This is a genomic window from Klebsiella sp. Shm-1, from assembly GCF_040804525.1.
In the GTDB taxonomy this organism is placed as follows: domain Bacteria; phylum Pseudomonadota; class Gammaproteobacteria; order Enterobacterales; family Enterobacteriaceae; genus Klebsiella; species Klebsiella pneumoniae.
In genome coordinates, this window is sequence record NZ_CP161823.1 from 2,715,974 (window position 1) to 2,733,799 (window position 17,826).

At 57.4% G+C, this 17,826-nt stretch carries 17 protein-coding genes; 11 read left to right on the forward strand and 6 right to left on the reverse strand.

Annotated elements, in window-relative coordinates; genetic code table 11:
* Nucleotides 1-36 precede the first annotated feature (36 nt).
* A complete protein-coding gene (gene abgT / locus AB1E37_RS13380; protein ID WP_014907663.1) occupies nucleotides 37-1,563 on the forward strand; it encodes a p-aminobenzoyl-glutamate transporter in 1,527 nt (508 codons plus the stop codon).
* A gap of 32 nt (nucleotides 1,564-1,595) precedes the next feature.
* Here abgT and AB1E37_RS13385 read toward each other — a convergent pair whose 3' ends face one another.
* The gene (locus tag AB1E37_RS13385) at nucleotides 1,596-1,754 is read right to left on the reverse strand and encodes a hypothetical protein (RefSeq protein ID WP_002903398.1); all 159 of its coding nucleotides are present in this window, start codon (nucleotides 1,752-1,754) and stop codon (nucleotides 1,596-1,598) included.
* Nucleotides 1,755-2,046: 292 nt separating this feature from the next.
* Between AB1E37_RS13385 and ogt the strand changes: the two genes are divergently transcribed.
* From ogt to uspE, 3 genes are all read left to right on the forward strand, one after another.
* A complete protein-coding gene (ogt, locus tag AB1E37_RS13390) occupies nucleotides 2,047-2,562 on the forward strand; it encodes a methylated-DNA--[protein]-cysteine S-methyltransferase (RefSeq protein ID WP_032447531.1) in 516 nt (171 codons plus the stop codon).
* A gap of 194 nt (nucleotides 2,563-2,756) precedes the next feature.
* Entirely contained in the window at nucleotides 2,757-3,509 is a 753-nt protein-coding gene (gene fnr, locus AB1E37_RS13395) for a fumarate/nitrate reduction transcriptional regulator Fnr (protein WP_002903394.1), read from the forward strand.
* A gap of 138 nt (nucleotides 3,510-3,647) precedes the next feature.
* Nucleotides 3,648-4,598 carry a universal stress protein UspE gene (gene uspE, locus AB1E37_RS13400; RefSeq protein ID WP_002903391.1) on the forward strand — a complete coding sequence of 317 codons (951 nt, stop codon included), beginning with the start codon at nucleotides 3,648-3,650 and terminating at the stop codon, nucleotides 4,596-4,598.
* 109 nt (nucleotides 4,599-4,707) lie between these two features.
* Here uspE and AB1E37_RS13405 read toward each other — a convergent pair whose 3' ends face one another.
* The 3 genes from AB1E37_RS13405 to pntA all read right to left on the reverse strand — a co-directional run bounded on the left by AB1E37_RS13405 (nucleotide 4,708) and on the right by pntA (nucleotide 7,973).
* Entirely contained in the window at nucleotides 4,708-4,896 is a 189-nt protein-coding gene (locus AB1E37_RS13405; RefSeq protein WP_002903388.1) for a YdiH family protein, read from the reverse strand.
* A gap of 148 nt (nucleotides 4,897-5,044) precedes the next feature.
* Entirely contained in the window at nucleotides 5,045-6,433 is a 1,389-nt protein-coding gene (gene pntB / locus AB1E37_RS13410; RefSeq protein ID WP_002903386.1) for a Re/Si-specific NAD(P)(+) transhydrogenase subunit beta, read from the reverse strand.
* 10 nt (nucleotides 6,434-6,443) lie between these two features.
* Nucleotides 6,444-7,973: a Re/Si-specific NAD(P)(+) transhydrogenase subunit alpha gene (gene pntA / locus AB1E37_RS13415; protein ID WP_004148265.1), complete on the reverse strand. Its 1,530-nt coding sequence runs from the start codon at nucleotides 7,971-7,973 to the stop codon at nucleotides 6,444-6,446.
* Between the two features lie 521 nt (nucleotides 7,974-8,494).
* On the opposite strand from pntA, the gene ydgH reads away from it, so the two are divergent.
* The 3 genes from ydgH to folM all read left to right on the forward strand — a co-directional run bounded on the left by ydgH (nucleotide 8,495) and on the right by folM (nucleotide 11,764).
* A complete protein-coding gene (gene ydgH / locus AB1E37_RS13420; protein WP_002903384.1) occupies nucleotides 8,495-9,445 on the forward strand; it encodes a DUF1471 family protein YdgH in 951 nt (316 codons plus the stop codon).
* Nucleotides 9,446-9,622: 177 nt separating this feature from the next.
* Complete coding sequence (locus AB1E37_RS13425; RefSeq protein ID WP_004183892.1) at nucleotides 9,623-11,005, forward strand: amino acid permease; 1,383 nt, start codon at nucleotides 9,623-9,625, stop codon at nucleotides 11,003-11,005.
* A gap of 36 nt (nucleotides 11,006-11,041) precedes the next feature.
* Entirely contained in the window at nucleotides 11,042-11,764 is a 723-nt protein-coding gene (gene folM / locus AB1E37_RS13430; protein WP_004183890.1) for a dihydromonapterin reductase, read from the forward strand.
* Here the strand turns inward: folM and AB1E37_RS13435 are convergent.
* Nucleotides 11,761-12,096: a GlpM family protein gene (locus AB1E37_RS13435; protein ID WP_002903379.1), complete on the reverse strand. Its 336-nt coding sequence runs from the start codon at nucleotides 12,094-12,096 to the stop codon at nucleotides 11,761-11,763. The two genes, folM and AB1E37_RS13435, sit on opposite strands and share 4 nt — an antisense overlap.
* Nucleotides 12,097-12,224: 128 nt before the next feature.
* On the opposite strand from AB1E37_RS13435, the gene rstA reads away from it, so the two are divergent.
* From rstA to tus, 4 genes are all read left to right on the forward strand, one after another.
* Nucleotides 12,225-12,944, forward strand: coding sequence for a two-component system response regulator RstA (rstA, locus tag AB1E37_RS13440; protein ID WP_002903377.1), 720 nt, complete (start codon nucleotides 12,225-12,227; stop codon nucleotides 12,942-12,944).
* Between the two features lie 242 nt (nucleotides 12,945-13,186).
* Entirely contained in the window at nucleotides 13,187-13,549 is a 363-nt protein-coding gene (locus AB1E37_RS13445; protein ID WP_002903374.1) for a hypothetical protein, read from the forward strand.
* 256 nt (nucleotides 13,550-13,805) lie between these two features.
* Nucleotides 13,806-15,107: a two-component system sensor histidine kinase RstB gene (rstB, locus tag AB1E37_RS13450; RefSeq protein ID WP_032447530.1), complete on the forward strand. Its 1,302-nt coding sequence runs from the start codon at nucleotides 13,806-13,808 to the stop codon at nucleotides 15,105-15,107.
* Between the two features lie 75 nt (nucleotides 15,108-15,182).
* Nucleotides 15,183-16,115, forward strand: a complete 933-nt coding sequence (gene tus, locus AB1E37_RS13455; protein WP_004148259.1) for a DNA replication terminus site-binding protein — start codon at nucleotides 15,183-15,185, stop codon at nucleotides 16,113-16,115.
* Here tus and fumC read toward each other — a convergent pair.
* Nucleotides 16,105-17,505 (reverse strand): class II fumarate hydratase, encoded by a 1,401-nt coding sequence (gene fumC, locus AB1E37_RS13460; RefSeq protein WP_002903315.1) that lies wholly within the window; start codon nucleotides 17,503-17,505, stop codon nucleotides 16,105-16,107. The two genes, tus and fumC, sit on opposite strands and share 11 nt — an antisense overlap.
* Nucleotides 17,506-17,826: the final 321 nt, after the last annotated feature.

The following is a 17,826-nucleotide window of genomic DNA, read 5'->3' on the forward strand; positions in this document are numbered from 1 at the left end:
CCTGCCCAACACAACAACGACAACAGAGGAATGCCCATGAGTATGTCATCCATACCGTCATCTTCCCCCGGCGGAAAGCGCTATGGCTGGGTAGAGAAGATCGGTAACAAGGTCCCGCACCCGTTTTTGCTGTTTATCTATCTCATCGCCGTGCTGATCGCTGCCACGGCAATCCTCTCCGCCCTCAACGTTGGGGTACAAAACCCAACTGACGGTTCGCGGGTGGTGGTCAAAAACCTGCTCAGCGTGGAAGGATTGCACTGGTTTTTGCCGAACGTGATTAAAAACTTCAGCGGTTTCGCGCCGCTGGGCGCGATCCTCGCCCTGGTGCTGGGCGCCGGCTTTGCCGAGCGGGTGGGCCTGTTACCGGCGTTGATGGTCAAGATGGCCTCGCACGTCAGCGCCCGCTATGCCAGCTATATGGTGCTGTTTATCGCCTTTTTCAGCCATATCTCTTCCGATGCGGCGCTGGTGATTATGCCGCCGCTGGGGGCGCTGATGTTTCTTGCCGTCGGTCGGCATCCTGTCGCTGGTCTGCTGGCGGCGATAGCCGGCGTGGGCTGCGGCTTTACCGCCAATCTACTGATTGTCACCACCGACGTGCTGCTCTCCGGGATCAGCACCGAGGCGGCAAAGTCCATCGATGCCTCTTTGCACGTCAGCGTGATCGACAACTGGTACTTTATGGCGACCTCGGTGATCGTTCTGACGCTCGTCGGCGGACTGATCACCGATAAGCTGGTCGAGCCGCGGCTGGGCCAGTGGCAAGGCAGTCGTGATGAAAAGCTGCAGACGCTGACGCCCGCGGAGCGGTTCGGCCTGCGCATCGCCGGCGTGGCGACGCTGGTATTCGTGGCGGTCATCGCCCTGATGGTGGTCCCCGAAAACGGTATTCTTCGCGATCCGGTTCAGCATACGGTCATGCCCTCGCCGTTTATCAAAGGCATCGTGCCGCTAATTATCTTTTTCTTCTTTGTCGTGTCGCTGGCATACGGCATCGCCACCGGCAAAATTCGCCGCCAGGCCGACCTGCCGCAGTTGATGATTGAGCCGATGAAAGAGATGGCCGGGTTTATCGTGATGGTCTTCCCGCTGGCGCAGTTCGTGGCGATGTTCAACTGGAGCAACATGGGCAAGTTTATGGCCGTCGGGCTGACGGATCTGCTGGAGAGTTCAGGCATGAACGGTGTTCCGGCGTTTGTCGGTCTTGCGCTGCTGTCGGCTTTTCTGTGTATGTTTATCGCCAGCGGCTCGGCCATCTGGTCGATTCTGGCGCCGATCTTCGTGCCAATGTTTATGCTGTTGGGCTTTCACCCGGCGTTTGCGCAGATCCTGTTTCGTATCGCTGATTCATCGGTGCTGCCGCTGGCGCCGGTGTCACCGTTTGTGCCGTTGTTTCTCGGCTTTCTACAGCGCTACCGGCCGGATGCCCGCCTCGGCACCTACTACTCGCTGGTGCTCCCTTACCCGCTGATTTTTCTCGCCGTCTGGCTGCTGTTGCTGGTGGGCTGGTATCTGGTGGGACTGCCGATCGGCCCTGGCATCTATCCGCGGCTGTCTTAACCCACCGATGCGCCAGGGACGGCCGCCTTAGCTTAACGCGATATCTTCACTTTGAACTTACGGGTCGCTTCCCCGGCTCCGGCGAATATGCCGAAAAGCGCGCGATACCCTCGCTCAAGCAACAGCGACATACCGTGAATAACCAGACCGCTGAAGATCAGTACGATTACGCCAGTCAGTATATATTGCATAGCTCCACCTCTGAGTTATTAACCGCGCCGCGCCGACGCGGTAGCACTTTCCCGAGCGCGCACAGCGGCGCGGAGGACCGACGTCGTCAGCTTAAAAGTAGCAAAAACCCTGTCCGGTAACCCGCCAGGATCGATCCAAAAATAAATCATCGTGGCGATCGCAGAATGCCTCCACGGCGGATAGCCCGCCGTGCTATCTGGCGATGCGGTTTTACCTTTTGGGAGTATAGTTGACTGCCGTCAGCGCGTGGTATCGTGTGCCTCTCATGTACGATGGTGGATGACAGAAACGATGTTGACCTTGCTGCAGGATAAAATGGATACCCCGCTGGGGCCGTTGTGGGTGCTTTGCGACGAACAGTTTAATTTGCGCGCCGTCGAGTGGGACGAGCACCGCGATCGGATGGAAACGCTGCTCGACGTTCACTATCGCCGGGAAGGCTATCAGCGCGTCGACTGCCGCAATCCCGGCGGTCTCAGCAGTAAGCTGAGCGACTATTTTGCCGGCGATTTAGCCATTATCGAGACTCTGCCTACCGCCACCGCCGGCACCCCTTTTCAGCGCCAGGTCTGGCAGGCGTTACGCGATATCCCCTGTGGCCAGGTGATGCACTACGGCCAACTGGCCGAGGCGCTCGGTCGTCCCGGCGCCGCGCGCGCGGTGGGCGCCGCCAATGGCGCCAATCCGGTGAGTATCGTGGTGCCCTGCCATCGGGTCATCGGGCGCAACGGCACCATGACCGGCTATACCGGCGGCGTACAGCGTAAAGAGTGGCTTTTGCGTCACGAGGGCTATCTGTTGCTTTGACTGAAAATGCCTTTTCTGGAATTTTCAGGTAATTTTACAATCAAAAGTGGCGTAATAATCTGTTTTTAATCAAATAGATACACAAGCGATTTGATTTACCCTGCTGATATTACGTGTTTCCGGGTCTGAAGACTTACCTGCTGATCAAAAAGATGTTAAAATTGACCAATATCAATTAAGGCCTGAGCAGACATATGATCCCTGAGAAGCGAATTATTCGACGCATTCAGTCTGGCGGTTGTGCAATCCATTGTCAGGATTGCAGCATTAGCCAGCTCTGCATCCCCTTTACTCTGAACGAGCATGAGCTTGATCAGCTGGATAATATTATCGAGCGGAAAAAGCCTATCCAGAAAGGTCAAACCTTGTTCAAAGCCGGTGATGAGCTGAAGTCGTTGTACGCTATTCGCTCCGGGACCATCAAAAGCTATACCATCACCGAGCAAGGGGATGAGCAGATCACTGGCTTCCATCTGGCGGGCGACCTGGTGGGCTTTGACGCCATCGGCACCGGTCTGCACCCGAGCTTTGCGCAGGCGCTGGAAACCTCAATGGTCTGCGAGATCCCCTTCGAAACCCTTGACGATCTTTCCGGAAAAATGCCCAATCTGCGTCAGCAGATGATGCGCCTGATGAGCGGTGAGATTAAAGGCGACCAGGATATGATCCTGTTGCTTTCCAAAAAGAATGCCGAAGAGCGCCTGGCCGCGTTTATCTATAACCTTTCTCGTCGTTTCGCCCAGCGCGGCTTCTCACCACGTGAGTTCCGGCTGACCATGACCCGCGGCGATATTGGCAACTATCTCGGCCTCACCGTCGAAACCATCAGCCGTCTGCTGGGCCGTTTTCAGAAAAGCGGCATGCTGGCGGTGAAAGGCAAATATATCACTATTGAAAACAGCGATCTGCTGGCCCAGCTGGCCGGACAGGCGCGCAACGTCGCTTAATCTCTGCGCAATACCTGGTCACGATCGGCAATTTTTTCAGATTTGTTGATCTGACCAGGCTCCTCCCCTGTTTCAATTCATCCATATAGGTTATCTTTTTAATAACTGACGGTAGCTGCAGTTGTAAGGAGACCCTGTATGGCGAAGTATCAGAGCATGCTGGTAGTAATCGATCCTAACCAGGACGACCAGCCGGCGCTAAGGCGAGCGGTGTACCTGCACCAACGGATTGGTGGACGCATCAAAGCCTTTTTGCCGATCTATGATTTTTCCTATGAAATGACCACCTTGCTGTCGCCGGACGAGCGGACGGCAATGCGCCAGGGCGTCATTGCCCAACGAACGGCCTGGATCCGCGAGCAGGCGAAATTCTACCTGGAATCGGGCGTGCCGATTGACGTGAAAGTGGTGTGGCACAACCGTCCCTTCGAAGCGATTATTCAGGAGGTGGTCAGTGAGAAACACGATCTGCTGCTGAAGATGGCCCACCAGCACGACAAACTGGAGGCGGTGATCTTTACCCCGACGGACTGGCATCTGCTGCGTAAATGCCCTTGCCCGGTGTGGATGGTCAAAGACCAGCCGTGGCCGGAAGGCGGCAAAGCGCTGGTCGCCGTCAATCTCGCCAGCGAAGAGAATTATCACAACACCCTTAACGAGAAGCTGGTTCGCGAGACGCTGTCGCTGGCGGAAGAAGTCAACCACACTGAAGTGCACCTGATCGGTGCCTACCCGGTGACGCCGATCAATATCGCGATAGAACTGCCGGATTTTGATCCCAGCGTCTACAACGACGCGATCCGCGGCCAGCATCTGCTGGCGATGAAAGCGCTGCGGCAGAAGTTTGGCATCGATGAAAAATTCACCCACGTCGAAAAAGGACTGCCTGAAGAGGTGATCCCGGACCTCGCCGAGCATCTGCAGGCGGGGATCGTGGTGCTGGGAACGGTCGGACGTACCGGCCTGTCGGCGGCGTTCCTCGGCAATACCGCGGAACAGGTTGTCGACCACCTGCGCTGTGACCTGCTGGTGCTGAAACCGGAGGCCTACCAGACGCCGGTGGAACTGGACGACGACGACGACGATTAACCGCCACCGCTCATCTTCCCCCGCCTCGCGGGGGATTTTTTTGCTTGCTGCCAGCCAGGCACAAAAAAAGGGCCGTTGGCGGCCCCTGTCGCTGTCCAGCGAGAATGGCTTAGTGGATACCCAGACGCCAGGCCAGATCGATCTCTTCTTTCAGCTCCAGCGAGGAGAGCGCCATCAGGTCAGCAAACTCCAGCTCCAGCAGTTTAAGTTTTTTCAGATACTGCGCTGGGGTCATGACGGTGGGGTCGCGGCGTAAGAATTCGATGGCCATCTGCGTTGGGGTTAACTCGGTATCCATAATATCCTCTGTCTGATGTAAGAACCGGAACATTATATCACCTCTTGCCGCTTATTTTATGAACAATTCCAGGCATCCCCCTGCATATAAAAAAGCCGTCTCACAGGAGACGGCTTATAAACAAACGTTGTAAAACAATTATGTTACATTACAGCGCTTTCAGGATCGCATCGACGCTGGCTTTAGCATCGCCAAACAGCATATGAGTGTTCTCTTTAAAGAACAGCGGGTTCTGTACGCCGGCGTAACCGGTGTTCATTGAACGCTTAAAGACCACCACATTCTGCGCTTTCCACACCTCGAGCACCGGCATGCCGGCGATCGGGCTCTTCGGATCGTCCTGCGCCGCCGGGTTGACGGTATCGTTGGCGCCGATCACCAGCACGGTGTCGGTGTCGCTGAAATCGTCGTTGATCTCATCCATCTCCAGCACGATGTCGTAAGGCACTTTGGCTTCCGCCAGCAGGACGTTCATATGCCCCGGCAGGCGCCCGGCCACCGGATGAATACCAAAGCGTACTTTGATACCCCGCGCCCGCAGCTTCTCGGTAATTTCTGCTACCGGATACTGCGCCTGAGCCACCGCCATACCGTAGCCCGGGGTGATGATCACCGAGTGCGAGTTTTTCAGCATCTCCGCCGTCTCTTCGGCGCTAATCTCACGATGCTCGCCCACTTCTTCATCGCCGCCGCTGGAGGAACCATCGGTGCCGAAGCCCCCGGCGATCACGCTGATAAAGGAGCGGTTCATCGCCTTACACATAATGTAAGAGAGGATGGCGCCGGAAGAGCCCACCAGCGCGCCGGTGACGATCAGCAGGTCATTACTCAGCATAAAGCCCGCCGCCGCTGCCGCCCAGCCCGAGTAGGAGTTGAGCATCGAGACCACCACCGGCATGTCAGCACCGCCGATAGAGGCCACCAGGTGCCAGCCAAAGGCCAGCGCGATCGCGGTCATCACCAGCAGGCACAGGACCTGGGTGCCGGTGCTGTCAGAGCGAACAAAAATCACCATCAGGATGAAGGAAACCACCAGCGCCGCCAGGTTCAGCTTATGGCGATTGGGCAGCATCAGCGGCCTGGAGGAAATTTTGCCGCGCAGTTTACCAAACGCCACCACCGAACCGGTGAAGGTCACCGCGCCGATGAAGATCCCGAGGAACACTTCGGTCAAATGAATATTGACCAGAATTTGCTCCATACCGGTTTCATGCTGCAGGTAGCTGTTGAAACCCACCAGCACCGCTGCCAGCCCCACGAAGCTGTGCAGGATAGCCACCAGCTCCGGCATCTCGGTCATCTCGACCTTCTTCGCCAGACGAATACCGATCGCCCCGCCGATCACCATCGCAAGAATAATCCAGCCGACGTTGCCGGCGTCCGGCCCCAGGATGGTAGCAATCAGGGCAATGGCCATCCCGGCGATGCCGAAATAGTTGCCCTGCTGCGACGTTTCGTGTTTCGACAGGCCCGCCAGGCTGAAAATAAACAGGATTGCAGCAACAATGTATGCAGCCGTTACTAATCCACCAGACATGTGCTACCCCTTATCCTTTGCGAAACATTTTCAGCATGCGCTGAGTCACGGTAAAACCACCGAAAATATTAATGCTGGCGATCAGCACCGCGATAAAGCTCAGGAAGCTGACCCAGCCGCCGTGGCCTATCTGCAACAACGCGCCAACCACGATAATGCCCGAAATGGCATTGGTCACCGACATCAGCGGCGTATGCAGCGCATGGGAGACGTTCCACACCACGTAGTAACCCACCACGCAGGCCAGCGCGAAGACGGTGAAATGGCCGAGGAACTCTTTTGGCGCCACGTTGGCCAGCCAGCCGAAGAGAATAATCGCCAGCGCCATCAGCGCATATTTGCGCCACGGCGACGCCGGTTTCACCGCTTCTTTCGGCGCTTCCACTTTTTTCGCCGCGGCCTGCGGCTGAGCGGAGACCTGAATCGGCGGCGCCGGCCAGGTGATTTCACCTTCGCGAACAACGGTCACACCGCGCACTACCACGTCATCGAAATCGATAACGATATTGCCGTCTTTCTCTTTGCACAGCAGCTTCAGCAGGTTCACCAGGTTGGTGCCGTAGAGCTGGGAGGACTGGGTCGGCAGACGGCCAGGAAGATCGGTATAACCGATGATTTTCACGCCGTTGGCGGTGGTCACCACTTCGCCCGGTACGGTGTACTCACAGTTGCCGCCGTTTTGCGAGGCCAGATCGACCACCACGCTGCCCGATTTCATGGAGTCGACCATTTCGCGGGTGATCAGCTTCGGCGCCGGTTTGCCCGGGATTAACGCCGTGGTGACAATGATATCGACCTCTTTCGCCTGCGCGGCGAACAGCGCCATTTCAGCCTTAATAAAGGCCTCAGACATCACCTTGGCGTAGCCATCGCCGCTGCCCGCTTCCTCTTTAAAATCCAGCTCGAGGAACTCGGCGCCCATACTCTGCACCTGCTCCTTCACTTCCGGACGGGTATCGAAGGCGCGAACAATAGCGCCCAGGCTGTTGGCGGCGCCAATCGCCGCCAGACCGGCTACCCCGGCGCCAATGACCATCACCTTGGCGGGCGGAACCTTGCCTGCCGCCGTAATCTGCCCGGTAAAGAATCGACCAAATTCATGCGCCGCTTCAACGATAGCGCGGTACCCGGCGATGTTGGCCATTGAGCTGAGCGCATCCAGCGACTGGGCGCGGGAAATACGCGGCACGGAATCCATCGCCATTACGTTGATATTACGGGCCGCCAGTTTTTCCATCAGCTGCGGGTTTTGCGCCGGCCAGATAAAACTAATCAGCGTGGTCCCCGGATTCAGCAGGGCAATTTCATCGTCATTCGGAGCATTGACCTTAAGGATGACATCAGACTGCCATACCTCGTCGCCGGTCACGATTTCAGCTCCTGCCTCGGCAAAGGCCTCATCGTCAAAGCTGGCCAGCTTCCCGGCGCCGCTTTCTACCGCGACGCTAAAGCCGAGTTTGAGCAATTGCTCAACGGTCTTCGGCGTGGCGGCGGCCCGGGTCTCCTGGGCTAGCCTTTCTTGTGGTACACCAATACGCATAGTTTTCCCTTCCATCGGTTTTTGATGATGGTTTACTTTTCTGCCCAACAACGCCAGGACGGCAAAATCTTCCTCGCCATCTTTCGCTGTCTACAAAATGAAACAGTAACAAACTTTTTATAACCTACTGAAAATACCGATTGTGATCTACTGCGATAAAACACAAATTTTGATTTTATTGCTTATTGTCAGCTCAGATGGGTCCGGGCAGCAATATTTACCTGAATTTGCCGCTCAGGCCTGATAATCCGCTTATCCTGCGGTATAAAACGCCATTTATCGCCATTGAGATCATTGTGTTAACATTACATTAACTAATAAAAGTGGTATTGATTATCGTTTTTGCTGGTCAAGCGCCTGTTTTTTCAACATATCGAAAAATGTTATCTTTCCGTAGTATACGATTCGGGCGGCAAGCAAAAATTGACGCAGACAGTCACGGCGATTAAATGCAATAATCAAACGTTTTCAGTCAACAACAACACCAGTATATGGTTTGCGCAAGGCAAAGGATTATTTTTATGAAGCTTAAAAACACCCTCCTGGCGTCTGCTCTCCTGACAACCGCCACGTTGTCTGCCCATGCAGCGACCGAGTTGACCCCGGAGCAGGCGGCTGCGCTGAAGCCCTACGATCGCGTTGTCGTCACCGGCCGGTTTAATGCCATTGGCGATGCGGTACAGGCAGTATCGCGCAAAGCCGACAAAGACGGCGCGGCCTCATTCTATGTTGTCGACACGTCGGACTACGGCAATGGCGGCAACTGGCGCGTCACGGCTGACCTTTATAAAGAAGACGCGCCGAAAGCGGATGCGCCGAAGAATCGCATTATCAACGGCGTGATGGAGTTGCCGAAAGATCAGGCCGTTGAGCTGATGCCTTACGACACCGTCACCGTTCAGGGCTTCTATCGCAGCCAGCCGGAAGTCAACGACGCCATCACCAAAGCGGCGAAAGCAAAAGGCGCCTATGCGTTCTTTATCGTCCGCCAGGTTGACGCCAACCAGGGCGGCAACCAGCGCATTACCGCTTATATCTACAAAAAAGATGCTGAAAAACGCGTGCTGCAGAGCCCGGACGCTATCCCGGCTGACTCTGAAGCTGGCCGCGCAGCGCTGGCCAAAGGCGGCGAAGCGGCGAAGAACGTGGAAATTCCGGGCGTTGCCACCACCGCCGCGGTGGGTTCGGGTACCGGCGTTGGGCGTTTCTTTGAGACTCAGTCTTCGAAAGGTGGACGTTACACTGTCACTCTGCCGAACGGCACTAAGGTCGAAGAAGTGAACAAAGTGACTGCGGCGCAAATGGTGCCGTTCGATAACATCCAGTTCACCGGCAACTACGGCAACATGACCGAAATCTCCTATCAGACGGCGAAACGCGCGGCGAAGAAAGGGGCGAAGTACTACCACATCACCCGCCAGTGGCAGGAACGCGGCGGCAACATCACCATCAGCGCCGATTTGTACAAATAATCGCTGCTGGCTGGCTAAAAAGGCGGCGCATTGCCGCCTTTTCATTTTTTTTCATCCCCCGCCATTGCATGGCCCCCGGACACTCCGTAAAATCCCGCGCCTTAGCGCAATCCTCCATTTTTATGCGATTTCGCAAAATAAATATTCTGGAACAGCCATTTTCACCTCGGGAATGCAATGGAAAAGAAACTGGGCCTGAGCGCCCTGACCGCCCTGGTCCTTAGCTCAATGCTCGGCGCTGGCGTATTCAGTTTGCCGCAAAATATGGCTGCCGTGGCCAGCCCCTCCGCTCTGCTCATTGGCTGGGCCATCACCGGCGTCGGGATCCTGTTTCTCGCTTTCGCCATGCTGCTGTTGACCCGTATTCGTCCCGACCTCGACGGCGGGATCTTCACCTACGCTCGCGAAGGATTCGGCGAACTGATCGGCTTCTGTTCCGCCTGGGGATACTGGCTGTGCGCGGTGATCGCCAATGTCTCCTATCTGGTTATCGTCTTTTCGGCGCTCAGTTTTTTCACCGATACCCCTGAGCTGCGCCTGTTTGGCGATGGTAATACCTGGCAGTCTATCGTTGGCGCGTCGGTTCTGCTGTGGGTCGTCCACTTTCTGGTCCTGCGCGGTGTCCAGACGGCAGCGGGGATTAACCTGGTGGCCACCCTCGCCAAGCTTCTGCCGCTGGGCGCCTTCGTCGCGCTCGCCGCCCTGGCCTTTCAGCTGGATACGTTCCGCCTCGATTTTAGCGGCCTGGCGCTGGGCGTGCCGGTATGGGAGCAGGTCAAAAACACCATGCTGATCACCCTGTGGGTGTTTATCGGCGTGGAGGGGGCGGTAGTCGTGTCCGCGCGGGCGCGACACAAGCGCGACGTTGGCCGCGCGACGCTGCTGGCGGTGCTGTCGGCCCTCGCGGTGTATCTGCTGGTCACCCTGCTGTCGCTGGGCGTTGTGCCGCGCAGCGAACTGGCCGAAATGCGCAACCCGTCGATGGCGGGACTGATGGTCAGGCTGATGGGGTCATGGGGGGAGATCGTCATTGCCGCCGGGCTGATCGTGTCGGTGTGCGGCGCTTATCTCAGCTGGACCATCATGGCCGCGGAGGTGCCTTTCCTCGCCGCCACTCATAAAGCCTTCCCGCGCCTGTTTGCCCGTCAGAATAGCAACAACGCCCCCTCCGCCTCATTGTGGTTGACCAATATCAGCGTTCAGGTATCGCTGGTGCTGATCTGGCTGACCGGATCGGACTACGGCACGCTGCTGACCATTGCCTCTGAGATGATTCTCGTGCCCTATCTGCTGGTCGGCGCCTTTCTGCTGAAAATCGCCACTCGCCCGCTGCATAAAGCGGTGGCTATCGGCGCCTGTATTTATGGCATATGGTTATTATACGCGTCGGGGCCTGTGCATTTGCTGTTGTCGGTGGTACTTTACGCTCCGGGTCTTCTGGTCTTTTTGTACGCCCGACGTACGCACCAGCACGATCGTTCGCTCAAACGCCGCGAAGTGGCGCTAATTGGTTTATTGCTGGTTGCCGCTGTGCCGGCAACGTGGATGCTGGTGGGGTAAGCGGTCGCCCTGCCGCAGAACGCATAGGAGATACCCATGGCTGAACAACAGCCCCGCCCGATTCTGATCACAGGAGCAGGCCGCCGCATCGGCCTCGCTCTGGCACACCATTTTCTGCAGCAGCGCCAGCCGGTCATCGTCAGCTATCGTACGCCCTATCCGGCGATTGACGGCCTGCGCGAAGCGGGCGCGCTCTGCCTGCAGGCCGATTTTAGCAGCGATGACGGCATTCTGACCTTCGCTGAAGCGGTCAAATCACACACCGACGGTCTGCGCGCCATCATCCATAACGCCAGCGACTGGATGGCGGAAAAGCCGGGCGTCCCGCTGAGCACCGTCATCAACCGCATGATGCAGATCCACGTCCACGCCCCCTATCTGCTCAACCATGCGCTGGAGGCGTTGCTGCGCGGCCACGGCCATGCCGCCAGCGACGTTATCCATATCACCGATTACGTGGTGGAGCGCGGGAGCGACAAACATATCGCCTACGCCGCCAGCAAAGCCGCCCTGGATAACATGACCCGCTCCTTCGCTCGCAAGCTGGCGCCAGAGGTTAAGGTCAACGCCATCGCGCCGTCGCTAATCATGTTTAATGAGGGTGACGACGAGGCCTATCGTCAGCAGGCGCTGGATAAATCGCTGATGAAAATCGCCCCTGGCGAAAAAGAGATTAGCGATCTCATCGATTACCTGTTTACCAGCCGCTACGTTACCGGCCGCTCATTCGCTGTCGACGGCGGCCGCCCGCTGCGCTAGTGGAAACGGCTCCAGCCGAGGATTAACAGCCAGGCGCACAGCCCCCAGCATCCCACTGCGCCTGCCAGCGCCAACGGCAGGCGCATAATCCCGGTGAAATACCACAGTGACAGCAGATAGATAAAATAGGGAAGAATCGACCACATGCCGAATACGATGGTCGCGCGCAGGGCTTCGATCCCCCGCTCGCTGGCGACAATATAATGGGCGATGAGCGCAAAGGTGGGAAACAGCGGGACCAGGCCAGCGATAGCGTAGTTTTTGGTTTTCGCCAGCACGCCAATCAGCACCACCACCAGCGCTCCCAACAGCCCTTTGATTAACAGCCCCATGCCCGTATGCCTTAACAGTGAATCAATAAGTTAGGGCAGCATAGCGGATTTAACGCTGTTTATAAAAGAGTAATGGCGGGTAAAATAAGTGCGGTGTATGTTACTTCTTTTACTGATGTGCAATAGACATGAATAAAATCGTTTTTGTTGAGGATGACCCTGAGGTAGGCACGCTGATCGCCGCCTATCTCGGCAAGCATGATATGGATGTGGTGGTCGAGCCTCGCGGCGACCGCGCTGAGGAGGTGATCGCGCGGGAGAAACCGGATCTGGTGCTGCTGGACATTATGCTGCCCGGCAAGGACGGAATGACGCTCTGTCGCGATCTGCGCGGGCAATGGCAAGGGCCGATTGTCCTGCTGACTTCGCTCGACAGCGATATGAACCATATCCTCTCCCTGGAGATGGGCGCCAGCGATTATATTCTGAAAACCACCCCGCCAGCGGTACTTCTCGCGCGACTGCGTCTGCATTTGCGCCAGCATATTGCTCCGGCAGGCGCCGGATCCGCCTCCTCAACGCTCACGCCACATAAAACCATCTCCTTCGGCTCGCTGACCATTGACCCGGTCAACCGCCAGGTGCTGCTTGGCGGAGAAAACGTCGCCCTGTCGACCGCCGATTTCGATCTGCTGTGGGAGTTGGCCACCCACGCCGGGCAGATTATGGACCGCGACGCACTGCTGAAAAATTTACGCGGCGTTACCTATGACGGGATGGATCGCAGCGTCGACGTGGCTATCTCCCGCCTGCGCAAAAAACTGCTCGACAACGCCACGGAGCCATATCGTATTAAGACCGTTCGCAACAAAGGCTACCTGTTCGCCCCTCACGCCTGGGATAACTAAGCAGCCCTTCTGCGGCCCTGCGAGGGGCCCGCTCATCGCGCGCTCGCCGGCGGCAAAGTTATCACGTTTGCTGCCTGCTGCGTTCGTCCCTGGCGCGCACATTCATCACCGGAACTTGTCATATTGACTAAATCATTAGAATTAGCCGTACAGAACCCCATCACATAACTCCTCAATATGATTGTGCTCAAGGACTTACCGCTGTCAGAGTGGCATAAAGCCTGAAAACACAGGACTTTTGCATGATGAAATACGTTGTACTTTTGGCACTCTCACTGTTCACTTCTCTCTCTGGCTGGGCTTTTTCCCTCGACAACGCCGATATTCGACTCCTCTGTCCGCAGCGCGGGCAAATCGAGGTGATCCTTCATCGCTATGAACATACCCAGCAATCCTGGGGGCAGCATCACTTTGAAACCGGCGGCGGCCACGTTCGCCAGGGGCCGCTGCTGGTGATCCCGTTTGCCAACCTCGATCAGATGATTTACCACCAGACCACCGGCGAGTTTGCTTACTGGTATGCCGAAACGGAAAAGCTGGTGCGCTGTCGGCTGCTGAGTCTGACGACCACCTATCCGGTAGACATTCCTTATTATCGTGAGTAGCGTATCCATCGACGCACAAAATACGATTGCCCTGCTCCCCCCGAGGGTGAAGAAATCACCGCATCGAGTGACACTGTCACCTTTTCACCGTTCTGTCTCCAGGCTGGCTATTGTCAGGGGGCATAAACCCTGCTTTGATAGCGTATCTATGATTTCCCCGCGCCTCGCCCGGGGATATCGATAACATTGACTCCCCGACGCGCAGAAGATGCCCCTGGGGCGCCAGACAGGTTTCTCTTGAATACGCGGTAATGTAATGAAAAAGCTGTTCGTGCAGTTCTATCTTCTGCTCTTCGTCTGCTTTCTGGTGATGACCATGCTGGTCGGTCTGGTCTATAAATTTACCGCGGAGCGCGCCGGACGGCAGTCGCTTGACGATTTGATGAAAAGCTCGCTGTATCTGATGCGCAGCGAGCTGCGGGAGATACCGCCGCGCGACTGGAGCAAGACCCTTAAAGAGCTGGACCTGAATTTATCGTTTGATCTGCACATCGAGCCGATCAGCAAATTTAAGCTGTCGGAAATCTCGATGCAGCACCTGCGCGCCGGCGATATCGTCGCCCTCGACGATCAGTACACCTTTATTCAGCGCATTCCCCGCAGCCACTATGTGCTGTCGGTGGGCCCGGTGCCCTATCTCTATTTTCTGCATGAGATGCGCCTGCTGGACGTGGCGCTAATGGCGTTTATTGCTATCTCTCTGGCCTTTCCGGTGTTTATCTGGATGCGCCCGCACTGGCAGGACATGCTGCGCATTGAGACGGCCGCCCAGCGCTTTGGCGAAGGTCACCTCAGCGAGCGCATTCACTTCGACAGTATGTCCAGCTTCGAGCGGCTCGGGGTGGCCTTTAACCAAATGGCCGATAACATTAATGCGCTTATTGCCAGCAAAAAGCAGCTGATTGACGGCATCGCCCATGAACTCAGGACACCGCTGGTACGCCTGCGCTACCGTCTGGAGATGAGCGAGAATCTCACCGAGGCGGAATCGCAGGCGCTGAACCGCGATATCGGTCAGCTGGAGGCGCTGATTGAAGAGCTCCTGACCTACGCCCGCCTCGACCGCCCGCAGACGGAGCTCAGCCTGACGACTCCCGATTTTCCCGCCTGGATCAGCGATCACGTCGAGGATATCCAGATGGTTAACCCACAGCGCGAGGTCGCCCTGGCGACGCTGACCCACGGTAACTACGGCGCGCTGGATATGCGACTGATGGAGCGGGTGCTGGATAATTTGGTCAATAACGCCCTGCGCTACAGCAGCCAGCGGGTAGCGGTCAGCCTGACGCTGCAGGGTTCGCGCGCATCGTTGCTGGTTGAGGATGACGGCCCGGGAATCGCCCCCGAGGAGCGCGAGCGGGTGTTTGAGCCCTTTGTCCGCCTTGACCCCAGCCGGGACCGGGCGACAGGAGGCTGCGGTCTCGGCCTGGCGATTGTCCACAGCATCGCCCAGGCGATGGGCGGCGAGGTGCGCTGCGAGGCCAGCCCTCTCGGCGGCGCCCGCTTCTGCTTTAGCTGGCCGGTCTATCATCAGCTGCCTGATTTCACCTCTGCCTGAATAAAACTTGCGCAGAAGCCGCGGGCTGGGTATGCTGCAAAAATCTAATAGTATGTTGTAACTAAGGTGGTAATAATGGCCAGCTACGACCTCGTTGAACGTCTGAATAATACCTTTCGCCAGATCGAGCTGGAGCTGCAGGCGCTCCAGCAGGCGTTAAGTGACTGCCGTCTGCTGGCGGGCCGGGTATTTGAACTGCCGGCGATCGGTAAGGATGCCGAGCACGATCCGCTGGCCACCATTCCAGTGGTGCAGCACATCGGCAAGACGGCCCTGGCGCGCGCCCTGCGCCACTACAGCCATCTGTTTATCCAGCAGCAATCGGAAAACCGCAGCAGCAAGGCCGCCGTACGCCTGCCGGGGGCTATCTGCCTGCAGGTTACCGCCGCGGAGCAGCAGGATCTGCTGGCGCGTATTCAGCATATCAATGCCCTGAAGGCCACCTTCGAGAAGATCGTCACCGTCGACTCCGGCCTGCCCCCCACCGCCCGTTTTGAGTGGGTACACCGTCATTTGCCGGGGTTGATCACCCTTAGCGCCTACCGCACGCTGACGCCCCTCGTCGACCCGAGCACCATCCGCTTCGGCTGGGCCAATAAGCACGTCATCAAGAATCTGACCCGCGACCAGGTGTTGATGATGCTGGAGAAAAGCCTGCAAGCGCCGCGGGCGGTGCCGCCGTGGACCCGGGAGCAGTGGCAGAGCAAACTGGAAAGGGAGTATCAGGATATCGCCGCCCTGCCGCAGCGGGCGCGGCTGAAAATAAAACGACCGGTGAAAGTCCAGCCGATCGCCCGCGTCTGGTACGCCGGCGAGCAGAAACAGGTACAGTACGCCTGCCCCAGCCCGCTGATCGCCCTGATGTCCGGCAGCCGGGGGGTCAGCGTACCGGATATTGGCGAGCTGCTGAACTATGATGCCGACAATGTGCAGTATCGCTACAAACCGGAGGCGCAGTCGCTGAGATTGCTTATCCCGCGCCTGCACCTCTGGCTGGCTAGCGAATAGCCAGGCTGCCGACCATCTCTTCCGGGCGCACCCAGCTGTCGAATTCGGCTTCCGTCAGGTAGCCCAGCGCCAGCGCCGAGGCTTTGAGAGTCAGCCCCTCATGGTGCGCTTTTTTAGCGATTTCCGCCGCCTTGTCGTAGCCGATATGGGTATTCAGCGCAGTAACCAGCATCAGCGACTCATTGAGCAACTGACTGATCCGCTCGCGATTCGGTTCAATACCCACCGCACAGTGCTCGTTAAAGCTCGCCATACCGTCCGCCAGCAGACGTACCGACTGCAGGAAGTTGTGGATGACCATCGGGCGATAGACGTTAAGCTCAAAGTTGCCGGAAGCACCGCCGATATTCACTGCCACGTCGTTGCCCATCACCTGGCAGCAGACCATGGTCAGAGCTTCGCACTGGGTTGGGTTAACCTTGCCCGGCATAATCGATGACCCTGGCTCGTTTTCCGGGATGGCGATTTCACCAATGCCGCAGCGGGGGCCGGAGGCCAGCCAGCGGACATCGTTAGCGATTTTCATCAGCGAGGCCGCCAGGCCTTTCAGCGCGCCGTGGGCATGGACCAGGGCATCCACAGTGGCCAGCGCTTCGAATTTGTTCGGCGCGGTGACAAATGGCTGTCCGCTGAGTGACGCCAGCTCGGCCGCCACCCGTACGGCATATTCCGGATGGGTATTCAGCCCGGTTCCTACCGCCGTCCCGCCCAGCGCCAGCTCGGCAAGATGCGGCTGACTGGCTTCAATGTGCTTCAGGCTATGGTCCAGCATCGCCACCCAGCCGGAGATCTCCTGGCCTAAGGTGAGCGGCGTGGCGTCCTGCAGATGGGTGCGGCCGATCTTGACGATATCCCTGAAGGCCACCGCTTTTTCATTGAGCGTCGCCCGCAGCGCCTGCAGCGACGGGATCACTTTTTCCCGCAGGGCAATCAGCGCCGCGACGTGCATGGCGGTGGGGAATACATCATTTGAGCTTTGGCTCTTATTCACATCGTCATTGGGATGAATTTTTCGCGCCATCCCCCGTTCTCCGCCGAGCAGTTCACTGGCGCGGTTGGCCAGCACCTCGTTCATATTCATATTGCTTTGGGTGCCGGAGCCGGTCTGCCAGATAGCCAGGGGGAACTCCTGCGCGTGCTTTCCGGCCAGCACTTCGTCAGCGGCGGCGACGATCGCCCCGGCTTTCTCCGCCGTCAACAGTCCGAGATCCTGGTTAACCTTCGCCGCCGCCCGCTTGGTCAGCGCCAGGGCGTATATCAGCTCCCCGGGCATTTTTTCGGTCGAGATGCGGAAATGCTCCAGCGAGCGCTGGGTCTGGGCGCCCCAGAGTTTATCGGCCGGGACCTCGATGGCGCCCATCGAGTCTTTTTCACTGCGATGCGTTGTCATTACTTTCTCCTTGGATGAAAAGTGCGTCATAGCGACAAAGCTCACCTGCTTAAAAGACTAAGTATTGGCCAGATTGATAAGTTGTTTTGGTGGTTCGTGCCGCGAAGCGACATAAAAAAAGCCGCCCCGAGGGGCAGCCCAGACCGCTGACAAAATGCAATCGTCGGGATTTCCCGGCGGCGCTGCGCTTGCGCGGGCCTATAGAGAACTGCATAACTTATTGATATTGCTGTTTTTCGTAGGCCGGGTAAGGCGAAAGCCGCCGCCCGGCAGAAAGGCGCTCACCCTAACGAAAACAGGTTTGTCATCGACCAGCGCCGC

Excerpts from the sequence above, each read along its gene's own strand:
- AB1E37_RS13445 (WP_002903374.1), top strand. The coding sequence starts at position 13,187 with ATGATGAAATACGTTGTACTTTTGGCACTCTCACTGTTCACTTCTCTC.
- pntA (WP_004148265.1), bottom strand. The coding sequence starts at position 7,973 with ATGCGTATTGGTGTACCACAAGAAAGGCTAGCCCAGGAGACCCGGGCC.
- abgT (WP_014907663.1), top strand. The coding sequence starts at position 37 with ATGAGTATGTCATCCATACCGTCATCTTCCCCCGGCGGAAAGCGCTAT.
- ydgH (WP_002903384.1), top strand. The coding sequence starts at position 8,495 with ATGAAGCTTAAAAACACCCTCCTGGCGTCTGCTCTCCTGACAACCGCC.
- uspE (WP_002903391.1), top strand. The coding sequence starts at position 3,648 with ATGGCGAAGTATCAGAGCATGCTGGTAGTAATCGATCCTAACCAGGAC.
- ogt (WP_032447531.1), top strand. The coding sequence starts at position 2,047 with ATGTTGACCTTGCTGCAGGATAAAATGGATACCCCGCTGGGGCCGTTG.
- AB1E37_RS13385 (WP_002903398.1), bottom strand. The coding sequence starts at position 1,754 with ATGCAATATATACTGACTGGCGTAATCGTACTGATCTTCAGCGGTCTG.
- folM (WP_004183890.1), top strand. The coding sequence starts at position 11,042 with ATGGCTGAACAACAGCCCCGCCCGATTCTGATCACAGGAGCAGGCCGC.
- AB1E37_RS13425 (WP_004183892.1), top strand. The coding sequence starts at position 9,623 with ATGGAAAAGAAACTGGGCCTGAGCGCCCTGACCGCCCTGGTCCTTAGC.
- tus (WP_004148259.1), top strand. The coding sequence starts at position 15,183 with ATGGCCAGCTACGACCTCGTTGAACGTCTGAATAATACCTTTCGCCAG.
- AB1E37_RS13405 (WP_002903388.1), bottom strand. The coding sequence starts at position 4,896 with ATGGATACCGAGTTAACCCCAACGCAGATGGCCATCGAATTCTTACGC.
- AB1E37_RS13435 (WP_002903379.1), bottom strand. The coding sequence starts at position 12,096 with ATGGGGCTGTTAATCAAAGGGCTGTTGGGAGCGCTGGTGGTGGTGCTG.
- rstB (WP_032447530.1), top strand. The coding sequence starts at position 13,806 with ATGAAAAAGCTGTTCGTGCAGTTCTATCTTCTGCTCTTCGTCTGCTTT.
- fumC (WP_002903315.1), bottom strand. The coding sequence starts at position 17,505 with ATGACAACGCATCGCAGTGAAAAAGACTCGATGGGCGCCATCGAGGTC.
- pntB (WP_002903386.1), bottom strand. The coding sequence starts at position 6,433 with ATGTCTGGTGGATTAGTAACGGCTGCATACATTGTTGCTGCAATCCTG.
- rstA (WP_002903377.1), top strand. The coding sequence starts at position 12,225 with ATGAATAAAATCGTTTTTGTTGAGGATGACCCTGAGGTAGGCACGCTG.
- fnr (WP_002903394.1), top strand. The coding sequence starts at position 2,757 with ATGATCCCTGAGAAGCGAATTATTCGACGCATTCAGTCTGGCGGTTGT.